Source organism: Streptomyces sp. NPDC041796, from assembly GCF_055590785.1.
Window position 1 is genome coordinate 1 of sequence record NZ_JBVJAH010000026.1, and the last position, 19,038, is coordinate 19,038.

General features: G+C 71.0%; 19 protein-coding genes, 1 tRNA gene and 1 pseudogene. 7 read left to right on the top strand and 14 right to left on the bottom strand.

Annotated elements, in window-relative coordinates:
* Nucleotides 1-172: 172 nt before the first annotated feature.
* Genes ACZ6C1_RS34055 through ACZ6C1_RS34065 form a run of 3 tightly spaced genes read right to left on the bottom strand, consistent with a single transcriptional unit; the run spans nt 173 to nt 1,769 of the window.
* Nucleotides 173-460 carry a hypothetical protein gene (locus ACZ6C1_RS34055; RefSeq protein ID WP_469246420.1) on the bottom strand — a complete coding sequence of 96 codons (288 nt, stop codon included), beginning with the start codon at nt 458-460 and terminating at the stop codon, nt 173-175.
* Nucleotides 461-502: 42 nt separating this feature from the next.
* Nucleotides 503-1,492: a cyanobactin maturation protease PatG family protein gene (locus ACZ6C1_RS34060; protein WP_469246421.1), complete on the bottom strand. Its 990-nt coding sequence runs from the start codon at nt 1,490-1,492 to the stop codon at nt 503-505.
* Nucleotides 1,493-1,541: 49 nt separating this feature from the next.
* Complete coding sequence (locus tag ACZ6C1_RS34065; RefSeq protein WP_384149285.1) at nt 1,542-1,769, bottom strand: hypothetical protein; 228 nt, start codon at nt 1,767-1,769, stop codon at nt 1,542-1,544.
* A gap of 313 nt (nt 1,770-2,082) precedes the next feature.
* On the opposite strand from ACZ6C1_RS34065, the gene ACZ6C1_RS34070 reads away from it, so the two are divergent.
* Together ACZ6C1_RS34070 and ACZ6C1_RS34075 are read left to right on the top strand one after the other, a co-directional pair.
* On the top strand, nt 2,083-2,367 hold the full coding sequence (locus tag ACZ6C1_RS34070; protein ID WP_469246443.1) for a hypothetical protein: 285 nt from the start codon (nt 2,083-2,085) through the stop codon (nt 2,365-2,367).
* 233 nt (nt 2,368-2,600) lie between these two features.
* A pseudogene (locus ACZ6C1_RS34075) lies at nt 2,601-3,295 on the top strand (tyrosine-type recombinase/integrase); the annotation flags it as partial.
* 63 nt (nt 3,296-3,358) lie between these two features.
* Here the strand turns inward: ACZ6C1_RS34075 and ACZ6C1_RS34080 are convergent.
* Nucleotides 3,359-3,433: transfer RNA gene (locus ACZ6C1_RS34080), tRNA-Val, on the bottom strand.
* A gap of 203 nt (nt 3,434-3,636) precedes the next feature.
* On the opposite strand from ACZ6C1_RS34080, the gene ACZ6C1_RS34085 reads away from it, so the two are divergent.
* The 3 genes from ACZ6C1_RS34085 (at nt 3,637) to ACZ6C1_RS34095 (ending at nt 6,047) form a co-directional block, all read left to right on the top strand.
* Nucleotides 3,637-4,389 (top strand): DUF4097 family beta strand repeat-containing protein, encoded by a 753-nt coding sequence (locus ACZ6C1_RS34085; protein WP_469246615.1) that lies wholly within the window; start codon nt 3,637-3,639, stop codon nt 4,387-4,389.
* A gap of 74 nt (nt 4,390-4,463) precedes the next feature.
* Nucleotides 4,464-5,807: a hypothetical protein gene (locus ACZ6C1_RS34090; protein ID WP_469246446.1), complete on the top strand. Its 1,344-nt coding sequence runs from the start codon at nt 4,464-4,466 to the stop codon at nt 5,805-5,807.
* 21 nt (nt 5,808-5,828) lie between these two features.
* Nucleotides 5,829-6,047 carry an FmdB family zinc ribbon protein gene (locus ACZ6C1_RS34095; protein ID WP_156694592.1) on the top strand — a complete coding sequence of 73 codons (219 nt, stop codon included), beginning with the start codon at nt 5,829-5,831 and terminating at the stop codon, nt 6,045-6,047.
* Nucleotides 6,048-6,152: 105 nt separating this feature from the next.
* Here ACZ6C1_RS34095 and ACZ6C1_RS34100 read toward each other — a convergent pair whose 3' ends face one another.
* A complete protein-coding gene (locus tag ACZ6C1_RS34100; RefSeq protein ID WP_469246451.1) occupies nt 6,153-6,803 on the bottom strand; it encodes a response regulator transcription factor in 651 nt (216 codons plus the stop codon).
* Nucleotides 6,794-7,996: a sensor histidine kinase gene (locus ACZ6C1_RS34105; RefSeq protein WP_469246455.1), complete on the bottom strand. Its 1,203-nt coding sequence runs from the start codon at nt 7,994-7,996 to the stop codon at nt 6,794-6,796. Before ACZ6C1_RS34105 ends, ACZ6C1_RS34100 begins: the two co-directional genes overlap by 10 nt.
* A 111-nt stretch (nt 7,997-8,107) precedes the next feature.
* Between ACZ6C1_RS34105 and ACZ6C1_RS34110 the strand changes: the two genes are divergently transcribed.
* A complete protein-coding gene (locus tag ACZ6C1_RS34110; protein WP_469246465.1) occupies nt 8,108-8,719 on the top strand; it encodes a DedA family protein in 612 nt (203 codons plus the stop codon).
* Here ACZ6C1_RS34110 and ACZ6C1_RS34115 read toward each other — a convergent pair.
* The 3 genes from ACZ6C1_RS34115 to ACZ6C1_RS34125 are packed head-to-tail and all read right to left on the bottom strand — an operon-like array spanning nt 8,688 to nt 13,281.
* Nucleotides 8,688-9,509: an HAD family hydrolase gene (locus tag ACZ6C1_RS34115; protein WP_469246481.1), complete on the bottom strand. Its 822-nt coding sequence runs from the start codon at nt 9,507-9,509 to the stop codon at nt 8,688-8,690. The genes ACZ6C1_RS34110 and ACZ6C1_RS34115 overlap by 32 nt on opposite strands.
* Entirely contained in the window at nt 9,506-12,103 is a 2,598-nt protein-coding gene (locus tag ACZ6C1_RS34120) for a phosphoribosyltransferase (RefSeq protein WP_469246484.1), read from the bottom strand. The genes ACZ6C1_RS34115 and ACZ6C1_RS34120 overlap by 4 nt, the downstream gene beginning before the upstream one ends.
* 14 nt (nt 12,104-12,117) lie before the next feature.
* Complete coding sequence (locus ACZ6C1_RS34125; protein ID WP_469246486.1) at nt 12,118-13,281, bottom strand: HpcH/HpaI aldolase/citrate lyase family protein; 1,164 nt, start codon at nt 13,279-13,281, stop codon at nt 12,118-12,120.
* 167 nt (nt 13,282-13,448) lie between these two features.
* Here ACZ6C1_RS34125 and ACZ6C1_RS34130 point away from each other — a divergent pair, with 167 nt between their 5' ends.
* A complete protein-coding gene (locus ACZ6C1_RS34130) occupies nt 13,449-14,402 on the top strand; it encodes a TerD family protein (RefSeq protein ID WP_469246488.1) in 954 nt (317 codons plus the stop codon).
* A 385-nt stretch (nt 14,403-14,787) separates the two neighbouring features.
* On the opposite strand, the gene ACZ6C1_RS34135 is transcribed toward ACZ6C1_RS34130, so the two are convergent.
* The 5 genes from ACZ6C1_RS34135 to ACZ6C1_RS34155 form a co-directional block, all read right to left on the bottom strand.
* Nucleotides 14,788-15,531, bottom strand: a complete 744-nt coding sequence (locus ACZ6C1_RS34135) for a TerD family protein (protein WP_469246491.1) — start codon at nt 15,529-15,531, stop codon at nt 14,788-14,790.
* Nucleotides 15,532-15,668: 137 nt separating this feature from the next.
* A complete protein-coding gene (locus ACZ6C1_RS34140) occupies nt 15,669-16,793 on the bottom strand; it encodes a DUF475 domain-containing protein (protein WP_469246494.1) in 1,125 nt (374 codons plus the stop codon).
* Nucleotides 16,794-16,876: 83 nt separating this feature from the next.
* Complete coding sequence (locus ACZ6C1_RS34145; protein WP_469246496.1) at nt 16,877-17,452, bottom strand: TerD family protein; 576 nt, start codon at nt 17,450-17,452, stop codon at nt 16,877-16,879.
* Between the two features lie 353 nt (nt 17,453-17,805).
* The gene (locus ACZ6C1_RS34150; RefSeq protein WP_064071174.1) at nt 17,806-18,381 is read right to left on the bottom strand and encodes a TerD family protein; all 576 of its coding nucleotides are present in this window, start codon (nt 18,379-18,381) and stop codon (nt 17,806-17,808) included.
* A 112-nt stretch (nt 18,382-18,493) separates the two neighbouring features.
* Nucleotides 18,494-18,979, bottom strand: coding sequence for a peroxiredoxin (locus ACZ6C1_RS34155; RefSeq protein WP_469246499.1), 486 nt, complete (start codon nt 18,977-18,979; stop codon nt 18,494-18,496).
* Between the last annotated feature and the right edge of the window lie 59 nt (nt 18,980-19,038).

Genomic DNA, 19,038 nt, shown 5'->3' on the forward strand with positions numbered 1-19,038 from the left:
CCCCCCCCCCCCCCCCCCCACCCCCCCCCCCCCCCCCCCCCCCCCCCCCCCCCCCCCCCCCCCCCCCCCCCCCCCCCCCCCCCCCCCCCCCCCCCGAGCCCGGTCTGTTCCAGCGGTTCCGCCATCGCACCGTCCTCGGTGTGTCGTCATCCTCGGGCCGTTTGGGCCGTCCTCACCAGACGGTCACGGCGACGCGACGCGTGAACGGTCCGTCGGAGCCGGGATTGTTGCACTCATGACGGCAGTTCTTCAGGCACTCCTGGCACCGGAAGCCGGAGGGGTTGCCACGGCACGACGAGCGGCAGATGAAGGGGCACTCCACCATGCTGCAGAATCCCGCCGAATCGTCCTGCGGGATGACGGCGGACAGGCGGCGGCCGGCACGGCCACCGCCGGATGTCCGATAGTGTCCACCGGTCCGCTGGAGTGCCGATTCGGCGGTGAAGCCCGGAACACTCATCTCTCACACCTCCTTGGTCCCGCGCCGGTCGGGCGGCACGGATCAACGGTCGTAGTAGGGAGCAAGCTTGTTCACCAGGAACGGGAAGACTTCGGTCACGTCCACCCGGACGAAGAACTTCTCGGTCACGTCCGTCTGGCGGCCCGTGTAGGAGAGCACGACGTCGAGGACCCGGCGGGCACCGCTCAGCCGGGACTCGCGGAAGACGACCCCGGTGAGGCTCGCGTCGGCGGCAAACGCCTCCACGGTCTTCTCATAGATGCGGGGGTACCGGACCGCGAGGTAGTTGATGGCGCGGTGCTCGTCGGTGTCGCCCGCGTTGTCCCCCAACTGCATGACACGGCGCAACAGTTCGTTGGACGAGCGGGTGAACCATTCGTCGCTCGTCCCCTCCGGCTTGCCGATCTCCGCGATCAGCTCGTCGCTTGCGAAGGAGTAGACCTGCTCGAAGGCCACGACCGGGAGGGTCAGGCCGTTGCAGAGCGACGGCGGGGCGAGCGGCCCCCGGTGTCCGATGACCACATCCAGGTCGGTGCCCTTGGGTTCGGGGCGGACGGCTTCGACGAGCCGGTCGAAGTCCACGGGATCCCGGGGCCGGAGGATGTACGTCTCCATGCCCTGGACGCTCAGCACGTAGCACAACTGCCGTGCGAGGTAACGGTTCTCCGGCCGCGTGATGGCCGCGCAGACGGCTTGCCGGTCCGTCAGGTTCGCGTTCGCGGTCCGGGCCACCGCCTGGGCGACCTCCTTCTCGACCGCCAGGCTCGGGGCCCGGAAGTCGACCTGGCCGAGCACGTACACGTAGTTGTTGGCGGTGTCCGGTTCGACCTGCTCCGTCCGCGCGGCCCCGCATTCGGCACAGGTCGGGACGATGGCGGTGTCGGCGGCGGCCAGCGCGAGGACCGGGTCCGGATGCACTGGGTGTCCCTGGGCGACCGGCGAGTCCGTCGCGGGACCGGTCGGGAGGTCCGCCGGGATATCTGTCGGGGGACTTGTCGGGAGGTCCGCCGCGGGTTCCTTCGGGTGGTCCATGGGTGACTCCTTGTGCCTTGCGGGGCTCATGCCGTACGGGCCGTGGGCCTCACGATCGGTGACCGCGACCCGTCGAGAACACCAGCCATCGGTTGAGCGCGGCCGCGCGTTGTTCGCAGCCGCCGCAGGGCTTCCTCACCCCCATCGTGCTCGTCACGCGCTTGACGGCGTCCCCCAGGCCGATGGACTCGTCCGTGACGAAGCCGGGAAGGCGCACCCGGTGCGGGCGGTGTTCGCCGGCCCGGGCGGTGCCGTCCTGCTTCTCACCCTCGGTCATCCTTCTCACCCCTCGGGTGGCGGGCGGTCGCGGTCCGCGGCAGCCCGGCCGGGAGAACTGCCGGAAGCGACCGGGTAGCAACCGGAGATCCGGGAACGGACAGTGACGAACAGTGGTGGGGGATGGGCAGTTGGGCACGAGGACTCACACACACTCGCGCTGATTCCAGACTGCGCCAGCCCGCTCCGTCGTGCACCTTGGCGCGCGCACCCTGCGCGTAGCCTGGACAGTGAGGGCTGCTCGCTCGGGGGCGTCGGCCGACCTGCGGTCGGCGCGGCCTGCTCGTCCGGATCACCCTGACGGGAGCGAAACCATGACCATCCCCGGTTTCCACGCCGAGGCGGCCGTCCGCCGGATCTCCGGCCGGTACACGACAAGCCGGCCCACCCGGAGCCTGCGCCTCGCCGCCGCCGAGCGGATCGTGCCTAGCTTCACCGAGGAGGAGCGTCAACAGCTGATCTTCTGCAACCAGCGCGTGGACAACTGCCTGCGCGACTGCGAACCCCTGGCGGACAACTTCGACGAGTGGCAGCGGTGCAGCCAGGCCTGCTGGGAGTACTACGACCAATGCGTCGCCGATCCGCCGCTCGGATGGTAGGCGCCCGTCGCACCCGCGTCATGGCGGGGCCGGCAGTCCGGCCGCGGCCCTGGCGATGGTGTTCAAGCTGGTGGAGTCCGCGCAGGACCGCTGGCGCGGACTTACCGGAGCCCACCTGGTCGCGCTGGCTCCGTTCCGGCGCCAAGTTCGAGAACGGCGTCATGGTCGAACGCGAGGAGATCGCCGCAGCCTGATTACGCGTCAACCGATCCACCACTATCGGCAATTGCTCCCCAACCCGCTTGGCCGAGCTCTCCGAATGGCTGCCGTACTGGCTGGAGGAGTGCGTCAAGGACGACCGCAAGAAAACGACGTACGCCAAGTACGAGACCCACGTGCGCCTCTCTTGTTGCCCAACATCGGGACTAGCCGCCTGGAGAACCTGGGGACAGCGGATGTACGCCGGATGCTCGCCGTCGTCTCGGCCCAGGCATCGCCGGCCACGGCCAAGGAGTCGCACCGCGTCCTGCGCAGCGCGCTGAGCGCCGCCTGCCGGGAGGAACTCATCAGCCGGACGAAGAACCGGCGGACCCGCGCCGTCTCTCTCCCCCTCATGTGCGTGCCGCCGCTGCGCTGGCAGCGTCTCCGGCAGGCCGCGCAGCGGGACGCGGCGGGGCAGGACTGGCAGGACAGTGACTACGTCTTCACGACGCGTACGGGCCGCCCGGTCAAGCCGAGGAACCTCAGCCGTTCGTTTCAGCGGATCACGGAGGCGGCGAGGCTCCCCCGGATCCGGCTGCACGACGCCCGGCACGGGTGCGCGACGCTCCTCTTCGCTGCGGGCGTGCCGCGCGGGTCGTGATGGAGATCTTGGGGGCACTCGCAGATCGCCGTCACGATGAACATCTACACCCACGTCTCCGACGATCATCGGAGGGAGGCGATGCGGCACATGGACCGGTTGCTGCGGCGGCGCCGGCCTGAGTGAGCGACTGCCGTCAGCTACTACCGTCAAAGGCCCCCGCAGCAGACGCTGCGGGGGCCTTTGCACTGGTGGGCGCGGACGGTTTCGAACCGCCGACATCTGCTTTGTAAGAGCAGCGCTCTACCCCTGAGCTACGCACCCGTGGAGTGAGTGAACAGCGTACATGGCCCACCCGTGGATCCTGCAAACCCAGGACCTGCCCCGTCTCCCGGGCCTAGGGGGCGGGGGGTAGCCCTACCAGGGGGAGGGTGGGTGGCCGGATCGCGGCGGGGTGGGGTGGATACGTAGCGTGAGGGGTGAGAAGCAGTGATCTAGCGGGGGAGCCAATCGTGGGTGTGCGCCGGATGCGGGCCGTCGTCGTGGTCGGCGGGGTGGTGCTGGGAGCGCTGGGGCTCGTGGGGTGTGGGGGTGCCGAGGCCGAGGGGGCGCCGGTGGAGCGGAAGGCGTTCGGGTTCCGGGGCGAGTCGCTGGTCGTGGACGCGGATGATTCGGAGCTGGTGCTGGTGCCGGCGGATGTGAAGGACGTGGAGGTGACCCGGCAGGTCGACGGGTGGGTGGTGATGGGGAGCGGGCCCGAGCCGGTGTGGAGGCTGGAGGGCGACAGGCTGACGCTCCGGGTGGAGTGCGACGCGCTGGTGAGCGACTGCGCGGCGCGGCATGAGGTGCGGGTGCCGCGGGGGGTGGCGGTGACGGTGGAGGGCGACAACGGGGATGTGACCGCCGAGGGTTTCGAGACGGCACTCAAGGTCACGTCGGGGAACGGCAGGGTGACCGTGCGGGACGCGGGCGGGCCGCTGGAGTTGCGGAGTGACAACGGGGACGTCCGGGTGGAGGGCGGTACGTCGAAGAGCGTGGTGGCGCGCTCGGGGAACGGGGAGATACGCCTGGCGCTCGGGGCGGTGCCGGACCAGGTCGAGGCCATGAACGACAACGGGGACATCGCCGTCGAACTGCCAAGCGGGAGCACCCGGTACGCGGTGGAGGCGGGGAGCGACAACGGGGAGGTGGATGTGGCGGTGCCGACCGATGCAGGCAGCGGGCACGTGGTGAAGGCGCGCAGTGACAATGGGCAAGTCACCGTGCGGGACGCGAACTAACGGGCTCGTGTGTTCGTCCTTACCAGGTGGGAGAATGAACCGGTCAGGGGCGGACACACGGCACGGGAGCGGATGTGACGGCGACACACGCGCGGCGGTACGTGAAGGATGTGCTCGCGCTGATGTTGCTGCCGGTGCCGCTCGTGGTCGCCGTGCTGCCCGGGGCCTTCGCCGGGGGCGGTACGCGGCGCTGGTTCGGTGGCCGGGGAGAGAGTCAGCGGGCGGACGCCCAGGCGGCGAAGGACGCGGCCGCGGCGGCGTTCTACGAGTTGGACACCGCCCAGCGGGACTTGCGGATCTCGATCGAGACCATCTCGGCGGTTGACGCGTCGCCGGGGGCGCACCGGGCGGTGGAGGACTTCGCCGCGCTGGGGCGACGCATTGACGAGGTGAGTCATGCGTACATCACCGCGGTCGACGCGTATGACCTGGACCGGGACGATCTGGAGGCCTCCGTCGCCACTCGGGCGCGAGGTGAGCTGAACCGTGCCAAGGACGACCTCGTCCGTGTGAAGGGGGAGCTGGACAGGTTCGAGCAGGGGCTGGGGCCGTTGCTGGACAAGGCGGAGACCCAGCTCGCACGGTTGGCGCCCGCCGTGGAGCGGGCGAGAGCGGCGCTCCTTTCCGCAAGCAATGCTCTCGACGCGGTACGGGGTTCCGGTCTGCGGGCGGACGATCTCGCGGCGCGGCTCGCCGCCCTCGGCCCTGAGCTGACCAAGCTCAACCAGGGTGCGGGGCAGCACGGCGTGGCCGAGACGCTGCAGCGGGCCGACCGGGTTCTCCGGGACGCCGAGGCCGTGCGCATGGAGGCGGAACGGCTGCCGGAGCGCGCCGTCGAGACGGACAAGCGGCTGGTGTCCCTCCGGACGCGCGCGCAGGCCCTGGGCAACCGTGCCGCATCGGTCGAGCCCGTCCTCAGTGAGTTGCGCCGCCGGTTCAGCGCCGCCTGCTGGCAGGATCTCCAGCACGTTCCCGAGCAGGCCGCGCAGAGTGTCCACCAGGCCGAGGAGAAGCTCCAGGAGGCCGCCAAGGCCCGGGAGGCGCAGCGCTGGGCCGACGCGACGGCGCTGCTCTCGACGGTGCGGGCCCTGCTGAACGGCGCCGACGAGGCCGTATCGGCCGCCGGTGACCGGCTCAGCCGGTTGAACGCCGTCTCCAAGGACCCGCAGGCCGAGATCCAGCGCACCCGTTTCGCCATCCGGGACGCCCAGCGGCTCGCCATGGACGGTCGTCACACTCCCGACCCCCGCCACGCCCGTCCCCTGGACGAGTCGGTGGCCCGGCTGGAGCGGGCGATCACGGGTCTGGAGGGACGCCACCCCGACTACTGGCACTTCCTGACCGAAACGCGAGCGGTGCGGGCCGCCGTGGCGCGTGTCGTCGAGATGATCAGGGAAGAGCGGGGCGGCGGACACTGACCGCGCGGTTAATCTGGGGCCATGCCTCGCTATGAGTACCGCTGCCGCACCTGCGGAGACACCTTCGAACTGAACCGTCCCATGGCGGAGTCGTCCGCGCCCGCGGCCTGCCCCGTCGGGCACGACGACACCGTCAAGCTGCTGTCCGCCGTCGCGGTGGGCGGCACGGCGAAGGGCGGTGCGCCCGCACCGTCCCAGGGCGGTGGCGGCGGATGCTGCGGCGGCGGGTGCTGCGGCTGATCCGCACCCTGTCGCCCGGGCCCGGGGCGTGTCCTCGGGGCGGGCGGGATCAGGGAGGGAACCACTGCGGCGGGGGCGGCTCCGGCAGGTGCGGAAAGGCACGCCCTAGCTGCCGAGGTAGCGCAGGATCGCCAGCACGCGGCGGCTGTAGCCGGTCGTTCCGGCGGCGCTGAGTTCCAGCTTGTCGAAGATCGCGTTGATGTGCTTTTCGACCGCGCTCTGCGAGACGAACAACCGCTGGGCGATCGCCGCGTTCGTATGGCCCTGAGCCATTTCGGCCAGCACGTCCCGTTCCCGGGCGGTCAGGCGGGACAGAGGGTCGGTGCGGGTCGAGCGGGCCAGGAGGCGGCGGACGACCTCCGGGTCGAAGGCCGCTCTCCCCTGACCGACGCGTTCCAGGGCGTCGAGGAACTCGTCGACCTGCGCCACCCGGTCCTTCAGGAGGTAGCCGACGCCCTCCGAGTCTCCGGTAAGGAGTTCCGTGGCACAGCGGTTCTCCACGTACTGAGACAGGACGAGGACGCCCACCTCGGGCCGGCGTCGGCGGATCGTCAGGGCTGCGCGCAGTCCTTCGTCCGTGTGCGTCGGCGGCATGCGTACGTCGGCGACCACCACATCCGGAGGCTGTGCGTCCACGGCGGCCAGGAGCTGCTCCGCGTCGCCGACCGCCGCGAGGACCTCGTGCCCCTCCTCGGCGAGCAGCCGCACCAGGCCCTCCCGCAGCAGCGTCGGGTCCTCCGCAAGGATCACTCGCACGGCAGCTCCGCGGTGACGACGGTCGGCCCACCGGCCGGACTGTCCACGCCGAACCGCCCGTCCAGCGCCGCCACCCGGCTGGCGAGCCCCGTCAGCCCGCTGCCCCGCGGGTCCGCCCCGCCGCTGCCGTCGTCCGTCACCGTGACCGTCAGTGCCGTCCCGACCAGTGATACCTGTACGTCCATACGCGTTGCCCCCGCGTGCTTGACCACGTTCGTGACCGCCTCCGACGCCAGGAAGTACACCACCGTCTCCAGCTGTTTCGGCAGCGGACGTGCCACCTCGTAGTCCAGGGCGACCGGCAGCGGGCTGCGTTCGGCGACCGATTCCAGCGCGGCCCGCAGCCCCGCCTCGTCGAGGATCGCCGGGTGGACGCGCCATGCCACTTCCCGCAGCTCGGCCAGGGCGCGCCGGCTCTCCTCGTGGGCCTGGAGCAGGAGTTCACCGGCGCGCTCGGGGTCACGGTGGCGCCGGGCGCGGCCGATCAGCATGCCGAGGGCGACGAGCCGCTGCTGGACCCCGTCGTGCAGGTCGCGTTCGATCCGGCGTCGTTCGTCGTGGACGGCGTCCATGACTTCCGCGCGGCTGGCGGTCAGATGGGCGATGCGCCGCTCCAGTTCGTCCTGGTGACTCCGGTTCAGGAAATGGCGAGCCGCCTGTCCCTCCAGCGCGGCGACGCCGAAGACGCCCTGGACGGCGAGGAACAGCAGGAACAGCCCGGCCAGGCTGCTTGCGAGGACCGCCCACAGGTGGCGGACGTCCGTGATCGCCCAGCCGTAGAGCATGAACGTGCCGTACCCGGCGCCGATCACCAGACAGCCGAGCACCACGGCGCCCAGCAGCCCGAGCGGCCCGCGCGCCGCCGCGTATCGCAGGGCCCGCCCGTCCTCGCCGGCCTCGGTCACGCCGGGGATCCGTATGCCGTGGAAGCGGGCGAGCCGGTGCACCTCCAGACCCGCCGCCCTCGACGCGGCCGAGCGGAACGGGCGCAGCGCCACGCGCCGGCCCCGCGGCCACGCGGCGACGGGCAGCACGACGAGCACCGCGGCCAGCGCCAGGAGCAGCCCGGGGACGGCGGTGGCGGCGCCCAGCGCCAGGCCGGTCACCTGCCGGGCCCACTTCGCGGCGGCCTGCCGCGTCCGGCCTTCCTCACGCGGCCCGCGCCAGGCCCCTGCGTCATGCGGTTCTCCCATGATCCGTCACGCTAGCGACCGCGCCCCACCCGCACACTGAGGAAAACCACAGGGAGAAGTCTGCGGCGGCCTTCAGTGTGCCTTCAGCTGCGTTTCTCTAGCGTTGGAGCCATGGAACGCTGGATCAACAGCCTCATGGACACCCTGGGCGCGCCCGGGGCCGGACTCGCCATCGCCCTGGAGAACCTCTTCCCGCCACTACCGAGCGAGGTCATCCTGCCGTTGGCGGGCTTCGCCTCCGCGACCGGCCGGATCGACCTGATCGCCGCCCTGCTGTGGACGACGGCCGGCTCGGTCATCGGCGCGCTCGCGTTGTACGGGGTGGGGGCGCTGCTCGGCCGGGAGCGGACGATCGCCATCGCGAGCAGGCTGCCACTGGTGAAGGTCGCCGACATCGAGCGCACCGAGGCGTGGTTCGGGCGGCACGGCACCAAGGCGGTGTTCTTCGGGCGGATGATTCCGATCTTCCGCAGTCTGATATCCGTCCCGGCCGGCATCGAGCGCATGCCGCTGCCGGTGTTCCTCGGGCTGACGACGCTCGGCAGCGCGATATGGAACACCGTGTTCGTCCTGGCCGGTTACGCACTGGGAGACAACTGGGAGCAGGTCACCCACTATGTGTCGCTGTACTCCAAGGTGGTGCTGGTGGTGGCGGTCGGCGCGGTGCTGGCGTTCGTGGGTGTCCGGATGTTCAGGCCGGGGACGGGCGCACGGCGGAGCTGAACCGGCGGAGGATCTCCTCGCCGGCCAGCACACCGCGCTCCTGCAGCGTGTCGACGTGGTCGGCGCTCCAGCCCGTCTCCGCGAGCTCTCCGTGGCCGGGTCGCCAGCCCCGGTCGGCGGCGAGCAGCAGATCGGCGTCGAGCAGCGAGTCGCCGGCCGCGAGCACCAGGTCCGCCCCGGCCCGGCGGGCGACTTCGCGGACCGCGGCGCTCTTGGTGAGCGGCTGGGGAACGGCGTACACCTTGCGTCCTTGGAGGGAGACGGCCCAGCCGCGCGGCGCCGCCCATGCGGCGAGCTCCTTCATCCAGCCGTCGGGCAACAGGGCGCGCTCGACGACCAGGTAGGCGAAGAGCTCTTCGGCGACGCGTTCCTTCAGCAGCCAGGCCGGGTCGGCGACGGCCAGCAGGTGGGTGCGGACCTCTTCGAGGGTGGCGCACTCGTCGGCGAGGCGGGCGGCGACCGTGCGCCGCCAGTCGGGGTCGGAGACGCCGTCGACCAGCACGTGCCCGCCGTTGGCGCAGATCGCGAACCGCGGCGGCGGTCCCGGGAGCCGGATGCGGTGGTACTGCTCGCGGGTGCGGGTGGTGGTGGGTACGAAGACGCAGTGGCGCGGCAGTTCGGTGAGCAGGGCGGAGGCGGTCTCCGTCATGTACGACAGCGGCTTGTGCTGGTACGTCTCGACGCACAGCAGGCGCGGCGCCTCGGGGTCCGGCATGGTCAGGCCGAGGGCGGCGGAGGAGTAGATGAGGGTGCGGTCGAGGTCGCTGGCGACGAGCGAGGTCACGGTCATCGGCTGGTCACCGCCTTGCCGTCGGCGCCCGTCGCGCCCTTGGTGTACTTCGGGTGGATGAGGCCGACGCAGGTGTAGTGCAGGTCGTCGACCTCCTCGACGGGTACGCCGCGCTGTTCGGCCAGCAGTCGTACGTGGTCGAGGTCGGCGCCCGCGCCGCGCTGGGCGAGGATCTTCCAGGGGACGCGGCGCAGCAGGACGCGGGTGGTCTCGCCGACGCCCGGCTTGACCAGGTTGACGTCGTGGATGCCGTACTTCTCGCTGATCCGTTCGACGGCGGCCCAGCCGTCCCAGGTGGGGGTGCGGTCGGCGGAGAGGAGTTCCTTCACATCGGCGTCGACGACGCCGGTGACCTGGTCGAAGTGGGCGGCGACGGTGTCGAGGAAGGTGGTGGACACATCGGCGGTGGCGAGTTCGCGGTAGAACTTCGCGCCGTGGAAGTCGTTCGGCCCGACGAGGTCGGCGCGCAGCACGGTGCGCGATATGAGGCCGGAGACGGTGGAGTTGAGGCAGGCGGAGGGGATGAGGAAGTCCTCGCGGGTGCCGTAGGTGCGGACGCAGGAGCCCGGGTCGGCCAGGACGGCGATCTCGGGGTCGAAGCCGGGGAAGTCCTCCAGGGCGGCGGCCAGTTCGCGGGTGATGGCGCCCTTGCCGGTCCAGCCGTCGACGAACACGACGTCGGCGGGGTCGTGGTGCTGCTGGAGCCAGCGCAGCGCGTGGGCGTCGATGCCCCGGCCGCGCACGATGGAGACGGCGTAGTGGGGGAGGTCGAGGCCATGACGGTGGAGTGCCCAGCGGCGCATGAGGACGCCGACGGGGGTGCCGGCGCGGGCCAGCGACACCAGCACGGGGCGCGGGGACCGCTCGGCGAGAACCGTCTCGGTGACGGTGCCGACGGCGCGGGCGATGCGGGCGGCGGAGGTGTCGAGAGCGGCGTGGAAGAGGGCCTGGTAGCGGTCGCTGGGCTGGTACTCGACGGGCAGGGACTCGGCGTAGTGGGCGCCGCCGCTCTGGATGGCCTCCTCGCGCTCCTCGGTCGGGGCCTCCAGCTCGACGTCCGAGAGGTCCTGGAGGAGCCAGCCGACCTCCTCGGGGGCGTAGGACGAGAAGGCGGGGCCTCGGAGAGGCTCGGGGAGCATGGTGGGCCTTTCGGCGGGGACGTAGGACGGGACGACGGCGAGCAGCACCTGCGGTATGTGCGCGGCGAGCTGGGCGAGGAGGCCGTCCGGGGCGTGGAGGGCGGGGGTGTCGGCGGCCGAGTCGACGACGGCGACGACGGCGTCGAAGCCGGCGCCCGCGATGTTGTAGGCGTACCGGTCGCCGGGCCCGTCGGCGGGCTGGTCGTGGGCGGGGAAGACCAGCCGGGTGCGTATCGCGTAGCCGGGGTCGTCGACGGCGAGGACGGGCGAGCGGGTGGTGGTCGAGAACCGCACGTCGGCGCCGCCGCGGTTCTCCAGGGCGACGCCCAGGGCGAGCGGCGCGTACATCAGCTCCTCGCAGCCCAGCACGAGCACGCGCGGCGGGGTGTCCCGCCCGGAGGCGGCCGGGGGGAGACCCAGCGCGTCGGCGACGCGTGCGGCCATGGCGGGGAGCGCCGCGTCCAGCCGGGCGCGGTGGGCCGGGGTGAAGCCGTGCCTGCCACCGTCGGGTACGCCGTCGGGCCACCCCAGCTCGACGCGCCGCACGGACGGGGTCGGCGCCTGGACGGCCGCCTCACCGGCACCCGAGCCCGCACCGCCGCCCCCGGCCTCGCCGGCACCCGAAGCGGCACCGCCACCTCCGGCCGCACCCGCACTGGCACCCGCACCGGAGCCCGCACCCACGTGGGCGCCCGCGTCCCGGGCCTCGTACTCGGCCACCAGTGCCTGGCCGCGTTCCAGGACGCCCTCGGGCAGCCGGACCGTGCCTGCCGCCAGGGTGACCAGGTCGATGCGGGCGCCGATCTCGGAGGCGAAGTCCGCGAGCCGGTCCCGGTCGGCGGCCGAGCGCATGTCGACGAGCGCGACGATCACGTACCGCTCGCGCGGGTAGCGCGCGTGGAGGGCCCGCACGGTGTTGAGCACCGTGTTGCCGGTGGAGAACTCGTCGTCGACCAGCACCAGCGGCCCGGGCGCCGCCAGGAGCGCCGGGTCCTCCGGGAGCAGGAGGTGGGAGGTGGCGTGCGAATGGGACTCCTCGAAGCCGCCCGCCCGGGCGACCCCGGGCACCGGGCGGCGCGTGGAGTGCAGGTACGGGGCCGTCCCGAGGCCGTCCGCGACCGAGTGGCCGAGACCGGTCGCCGTTTCCGCGTACCCGAGCACCACCGCCCGCCCCGCGTCGATGGGCCCGAGCAGCTCCCGTACCCGTACGCCCAGGTCGTAACCCGACCGCCACACCACGCCCGGGCTCTGCGGCACGTGCTTGCCCAGCACGTTCGAGACGAGCAGGTGTGCCCGCTTCGGGTTGCGCCGCAGCGCCAGGCCCAGCAGCTCACGCAGCCGCCGGTCGCCGGCCAGCTCGACACCGAGCCGCTCCGACACCCACGTACCCGACCAGACCACCACGTTCTCGTTCTCCCTCGACCACTTCGAACAATTCGACCACTTCGACGGCATTGACGGCATTGACGTCACTTGACCAGCCCCGCGGCCAGTAGCTCCACGAAGCCGACGTCCTCCTTCGCGACGCCGAAGACCTCCGCCCGCTGCAGGGTCCGCTCGGCCCACGCACGGTGGGGTTTCACTTCATTCATCTTGTTCGTGTACGCGCTGCGCAGCACCCCGCCGCCGCCCCGTTCCGGCCGGAGGATGTCCTGCGCGTCGCTGAACTCCTCGTGGCTGACGACGGACAGCGCGTGCACCGGCAGCACGTGGGAGGGGTGGATGCAGGTCTTGCCGAGCAGCCCGTTGGCCCGGTCCAGCTCGATCTCGCGCAGCAGCCCGTCCAGGTCGTGTTCGATCAGCGCGGTGCGCAGCTCGTCGGCGCGCTGCTCCATGAAGGGGCTGCGGCGTAGCTGTGGCTTGAAAATGCGCTCCTGGAGGCGGAAGTACTCCCACACCGGTCCGGTGATGGTGAAGCCGGTGCCGTCGGACCGGCCCAGCACGTTGACGACGTCCGCGATCACTCCGGCGACGATCTGGACGTCGTACGCCGTCATGTCGGGCGACCGGCGCAGCCCGTACGCGGAGCAGAAATCGGTGACGCCGAGGCGCAGCGCGAGGACCCGCTCCCGGTACTTGTCGACGATCCGGCCGATCCCGGCGAGCGTCTCGTGCCGGGTCTCCAGGTGGAGGAGTTCGGGCGACTCCAGCACGGGCATGGCGAACAGCCGCCGCCCACAGAGATTCTCGGCCACGGTCAGCGCCTCCAGGAAGGGCCCGCCGCGCTCCTCGGTGAACTTGGGCAGAACGAATCCGGACAGCAACCGCGCCGACGGCCCGAGCCGTCGTACCAGGTCGGCGATCTGCCCCGCTTCACGGACACGGATGAAGAGCAGCGGCGGTTCGCCGTCCCGCTGGTGCAGGTCGGCGAACTGCCGTACGAGGTTCTCCTCCGCCCCGGCGACCTCACCGTCGTCGATGGAGTCCTCCAGGCACAGCACCATCGACACAACCCCGCGCCCCACCTGCTTCATCACGTCGTCGGCGAGACGCGGCCGGGTGGCGGGGCTGTACAGCGTGGCGCCGAGGCCGGCCGCAAGGACCCGCGCCGGGGACTCGGCGCTGAACTCGCACGGCTCCCGGTGGAAGAGCCCGGCCCGGGCAGTGGCCGGGATGTGCCCGAAATGACGCATGAGTATCCCCCGTACTGCCTTGACGGCCCTGACGACATGTGGCCGGTAATAGTACGTAGGGACCGGTGTCGCGGGTTCCCCCCGGGCATGAACTTCAGGTAACTCGTCCGCTTCTCGCCCCTGCCGCGCGGCCCCCGCGTTGTCCCCGGCGTGGGCGGCCAGGCAGGATGTCGGACATGACGCACGCCATGCTGAAGGGCTCGAACGTCCCGCTCGACGCCGCGGCCGTACGGGCCGTACTGTGCTGGACCCCGGGCCCCGGGGTGCCGGACGTGGACGCTTCCGCCCTGCTGCTCGGCACCGACGGGCGGGTGCGTTCCGACGAGGACTTCGTCTTCTACAACCAGCCGCGCCATCCGTCGGGTCTGGTGCGGCGGCTGTCGAAGAAGCGGGTTCAGGAGGGGCTGACCGACACGGTCGAGGCCGATCTGGCCGCGCTGGACGCGTCGGTGGACCAGGTGGTGCTGGCCGCGTCGTCGGACGGGGACACCTTCGACCGCGTACGGGATCTGCGGATCCTGCTGTACGACGCGGGCTCGGGCTCGTCGGAGCCGCTGGCCGTCTTCGAGGTGAAGCCGGAGACGGGCGAGGAGACGGCGATCATCTGCGGCGAGCTGTACCGGCGCGGGGAGGGCTGGAAGTTCCGCGCGGTGGGGCAGGGGTATCCGACGGGGCTGATCGGCCTGGCCACGGCGTTCGGTATCTCGGTGGACGAGGCCGAGGACGCGGACGGGGCGGTAGAGGCCCGGGAGGCGAGTGGGCAGGCGTCGTCGGCCACCGCGGCGGCGACGGACGTGTCGGCGGCCGCACCCACCACGGCGATGCCCGGTGCGGGTGGGAGTGCGGGTGCCGTGGCCACTGCGCCTCCGCCGCCCCCCGCTCCCGCGACACCCCCGGTGCCTCCGGCGCCGACTGCGCCTCCCGCGTACGGCTACCCCCAGCCCGGTACGGCGCAGCCCGCCTACGGTTACCCGCAGGACGGCTCGGCCCGGCCCGGTTCGGGGCAGCCCGGTGCGGCGCAGCCCGGGTACGGCTATCCGCAGCCCGCCGCGGCCGCCGCGCCCGCGCCGGACCCGAACTTCCGGCTGCCCCCGATGGGCCCGCAGTTCGTCCGGACCTGACCGTCCGCTCTCCCGCCCAGTCGACCCGTCCGGACCCGATCGTCCGGACCTGACCGTCCGGTCCCGATCCGCCCAGTCCTCCACCCAATCCCGACCCGTCCGGTCCCGGCCCGCCCACTCCCCGACCCGTCCTGACCGGACCCCTCCGGACCCGAGCGTCCGGGACCCGAGCGTCCGGACCTGATCCATCCGGCCCTCATCCGTCCGTTCCCGATCGTCGGGCCTGACCGTCCGGCCCTGACCGTCCCTCCTCGCTCGTCGGGCCCTGACTGTCCGGCCCTGACCGCCCGGCACTGACCGTCCGGCACTCACGCCCGGCACTGACCGTCCGGCACTCACCGTCCGGCACTCACACCTCCCGTCCCGGCGAAGGGACGTCGGGCGGTCAGACCTTGCCGGCCTTGAAGCCTCGTCCCCACTGCAGGCCCCACCCGTACAGCCGGTCCAGCTCCGCCTGGAAGCCGTAGACGAACCGCACCTCCCGGCGGACCACCAGTTCGTCCTTGACGTTCTCCAGCATGAACACCGCGCAGGAACGGGCCTGGGGCGCGCGCTCGTCGAGCTCGATCTCGATGCGCGGGCCGTTGCTCGGATAGAGCGTCATCGTGGCGTGCGTACGGTCGAACGCGGGTGTCTGGTCGTAGATGTAGACGAAGAACAGCAGGCGCTTGATCGCGTCCCGGTGATCGAGATTGACGAAGATCGTCTCGCCGGACGGCGCACCGAACCGGTCGTCGCCGCTGAGCTTCACGTACGGCGGCCCGTTGAGGTCTCCGAAGAAGCTGCCGAGCGGCTGGACCACGCCCTTGGTGCCGTCCTTCAGCTCGTACAGGCAGCCGATGTCCAGGTCCACATTGACCACGCCCTGCGTGTGCGCCTGGACCACGTCGGGCTTGAAGAGCTTGAGTGGGTGCCGCAGCAGACGGCCGCTGTGCCGGGACCGGCCCTCGATGTCGGAGGTGCGCATCCGCCACGAGAGGTTGACGCGCAGGTTGCCGGTCGCCGCGCCCTGCTTGGTGAGCGAGACCGACGGGCGGCGCTTGGTCAGGTCGATGGCGTTCGTCGATGCGCTGCCCGAGTCGAACTGCGTCGTGGCGTTGTTCCGCCACAGGTTGTCCCAGAAGGCCATGCCCCACCCCCAGTCGTCCGGTTCCCCTCGGGATCCGCTCGGATACGCGGCGGGGCGGCCGGGAGCTCCCGGCCGCCCCGCATCGGAAGCGTTCCTCAATGCCGGGGCCGCCACACTCCGGCGGGCCCCGGCGAATGTCACACGGAGACGTGTGTCTTGTCGTCCTCGCCCGCCGCCTCCAGCGCCTTGTTGCGGCGCACGGAGGACAGGAAGGACGCGGCGATCAGGAAGACACCGACGAGACCGGTGATGATCTCGCTGATCTCGTGCTGGATGGTGATGAGCAGGATGACGGCGAGCGCGCCGATGGCGTAGTGCGCGCCGTGCTCCAGGTAGACGTAGTCGTCCAGCGTGCCCTGGCGGACCAGGTAGACGGTGAGCGACCGGACGTACATCGCGCCGATGCCGAGGCCCAGCGCCATCCAGAAGATGTGGTTGGTGATGGCGAAGGCGCCGATGACGCCGTCGAAGGAGAAGGAGGCGTCGAGGACCTCGAGGTACAGGAAGAGGAAGAAGGCGGCCTTGCCGGCGAGGCCGACCGCGGAGACGGGCTTGCCCTCCTTCTTGGCCTTCTCCTCCTCCTCGTGCTCGCGTTCCTCTTCTTCCTCCAGCTTGTCCTCGAAGTAGCCGGAGAGGCCGCCGACGACCAGGTACGTGATCAGACCCGCGACGCCGGACAGCAGGACGGTGGCCGACTTGTCGGCGTGCCCGGTACTGGTGTGTGCCTGGGTGGCGAAGGTCATGGCGGTGATCATCAGGACGATCAGCGCGATGCAGACCGACAGCATGTCGACCTTGCCGAGCTTGGCCGCCGGGCGCTCCAGCCACTTCAGCCACTTGTGGTCACGCTCCTCGAACATGAAGTCGAGGAAGATCATCAGCAGGAACATGCCACCGAAGGCGGCGATGGCCGCGTGTGCGTCGGTGACGAGGTCCTCGTACCGCTCGGGGTCGTCCATGGCGAGCTGGACTGCCTCGATGGGGCCGACCTGGGCACTGATGGCGACGATGACGACGGGGAAGACCAGCCGCATGCCGAAGACCGCGATCAGGATGCCGATCGTCAGGAAGATCTTCTGCCAGAAGGCGTTCATCTTCTTGAGGATTCCGGCGTTGACGACCGCATTGTCGAACGACAGCGAGATCTCGAGGATCGACAGGATCAGTACGATCCCGAACGCCTCCCAGCCCCACTGCCAGGCGGCGAAAGCGAGGCCGAGCGCCGTGACGGCGAACGACCAGCCGAAGGTTTTCAGAACCACTGGCTACCCAATCGTGTTAAGTACGGGTACGGGTCTCCCCCGCGCCGTGCGCGCCGGGCTTTGAACGAACCCGGAGACGTGCTTTAGGAAACATTGACCCCGAAGTCTAGAGCGATGCCCCTCAGCCCCGATGCGTACCCCTGTCCTACCGCCCGGAACTTCCATTCCCCGCCGTACCGGTAGAGCTCACCGAAGATCATCGCCGTCTCCGTGGAGGCGTCCTCACTGAGGTCGTACCGCGCGAGTTCCTGTCCGTCGGCCTGGTTGACGACGCGGATGAAGGCGTTGCTGACCTGGCCGAAGGTCTGGCCCCGGTTGTCGGCCTCGTGGATCGAGACCGGGAAGATGATCTTGTCCACGTCGGCCGGCACCCGAGGGAGGTCGACGATCAGCGACTCGTCGTCGCCGTCGCCCTCGCCGGTGAGGTTGTCACCGGTGTGCTCGACGGAGCCGTCGGGGCTGGTGAGGTTGTTGTAGAACACGAACCACTCGTCGCCGAGCACCCTGCCGTTCTGGCACAGCAGTGCGCTGGCGTCGAGGTCGAAGGGCGCTCCGGTGGTGGAGCGCGCGTCCCAGCCGAGTCCGACCAGCACTTGGGTGAGGTTGGGTGCGGCCTTGGAGAGGGAGACGTTGCCTCCCTTGGCGAGCGTGACGCCCATGACGTGGATCCTCCCCTGAGATCTGCTGCTGCGTTGTCCCGGGGGCGGCCCCCGGTCCCCCGGCCCTGGTGCGGGCCGACCGGTGTGCCCGGACCCGGACCCGGACCCGGGCGCGGGCACCGGCTAGGTCACCGCGCGCCCGAGGCGGGTGGTAAGGCACGGTAAGGCACGTCCGGCGCCGCACGAACCGTGCGGCGCCGGGCGAAACTGCGGCGGCCGGCCCCGGGCCCCCGAAGGTCCACGGGCCGGCCCGCCCCCGCGGGCCCCGTGGGCCGCGCCCCGCCCGGCGGCCGGAGGCGTGGGTGACGCTGCCGGGCCGGTCGGGCGCGGGTGTCCGGCGCCCGGGGGGTGGGTCAGACGTTGACGCCGAAGTCCTGCGCGATGCCGCGCAGGCCCGAGGCGTAGCCCTGGCCCACCGCGCGGAACTTCCACTCCGCGCCGTTGCGGTACAGCTCGCCGAAGACCATGGCGGTCTCCGTCGAGGCGTCCTCGCTCAGGTCGTAGCGGGCGATCTCGGCACCGCCGGCCTGGTTCACGACGCGGATGAACGCGTTGCGGACCTGGCCGAAGGACTGCTGGCGGGTCTCGGCGTCGTAGATCGACACCGGGAAAACGATCTTGGCGACGTCGGCCGGGACGTTGGCCAGGTCGACCTTGACCTGCTCGTCGTCGCCCTCGCCCTCACCGGTGAGGTTGTCACCGGTGTGCTCGACCGAGCCGTCCGCGCTCTTCAGGTTGTTGAAGAACACGAAGTCCTGGTCGTTGCGGACCTTGCCCTCGGCGTTGACCAGAATGGCGCTGGCGTCGAGGTCGAAGTCCGTTCCGGTGGTGGTGCGGACGTCCCAGCCCAGACCGACGGTGACTGCCGTCAGGCCCGGGGCCTCCTTGGTCAGCGAGACGTTGCCGCCCTTGCTGAGGCTGACTCCCACGAGTCCCTCCATTGGTTTTCAGGGGCAGCGCCCCCGTCGTGCGTTGGCATCGGATCAACGACTGGATCCTAGTGACCGGTTCCCGTCGTGAGCAGGCACTTGGGCCGAAGATTCAGAGGGTGTCGAGCGCCGCGACGTACTCGTTCAGGTCACGGGCGTCCGGCAGGCCGTTCACGACCGTCCACCGGACGACGCCCTCCTTGTCGATGATGAAGGTGCCGCGCACCGCGCAGCCCTTCTCCTCGTCGAAGACGCCGTACGCGCGCGAGACCTCGCCGTGCGGCCAGAAGTCCGACAGCAGCGGGTACTCCAGGCCCTCCTGCTCGGCGAAGACGCGCAGCGTGTGGATCGAGTCGTTGGAGACGGCGAGGAGCTGGGTGTCGTCGTTGACGAACTTCGGCAGCTCGTCGCGGAGCGCGCACAGCTCGCCCGTGCACACGCCGGTGAAGGCGAAGGGGTAGAAGAGGAGCACGACGTTCTTCTCACCGCGGAAGTCCGCGAGCGACACGGTGCGGCCGTGGTTGTCCTTCAGCTGGAAGTCCGGGGCCTTGGTGCCGACCTGGACAGGCGCGGTCGTCTCGATCGTCTCGATCGCCATGACAGCAAGCATTCCCTTCGCTGGGTCCCCTGGGGTTCGTGGGGTCCCACCCTACGCAC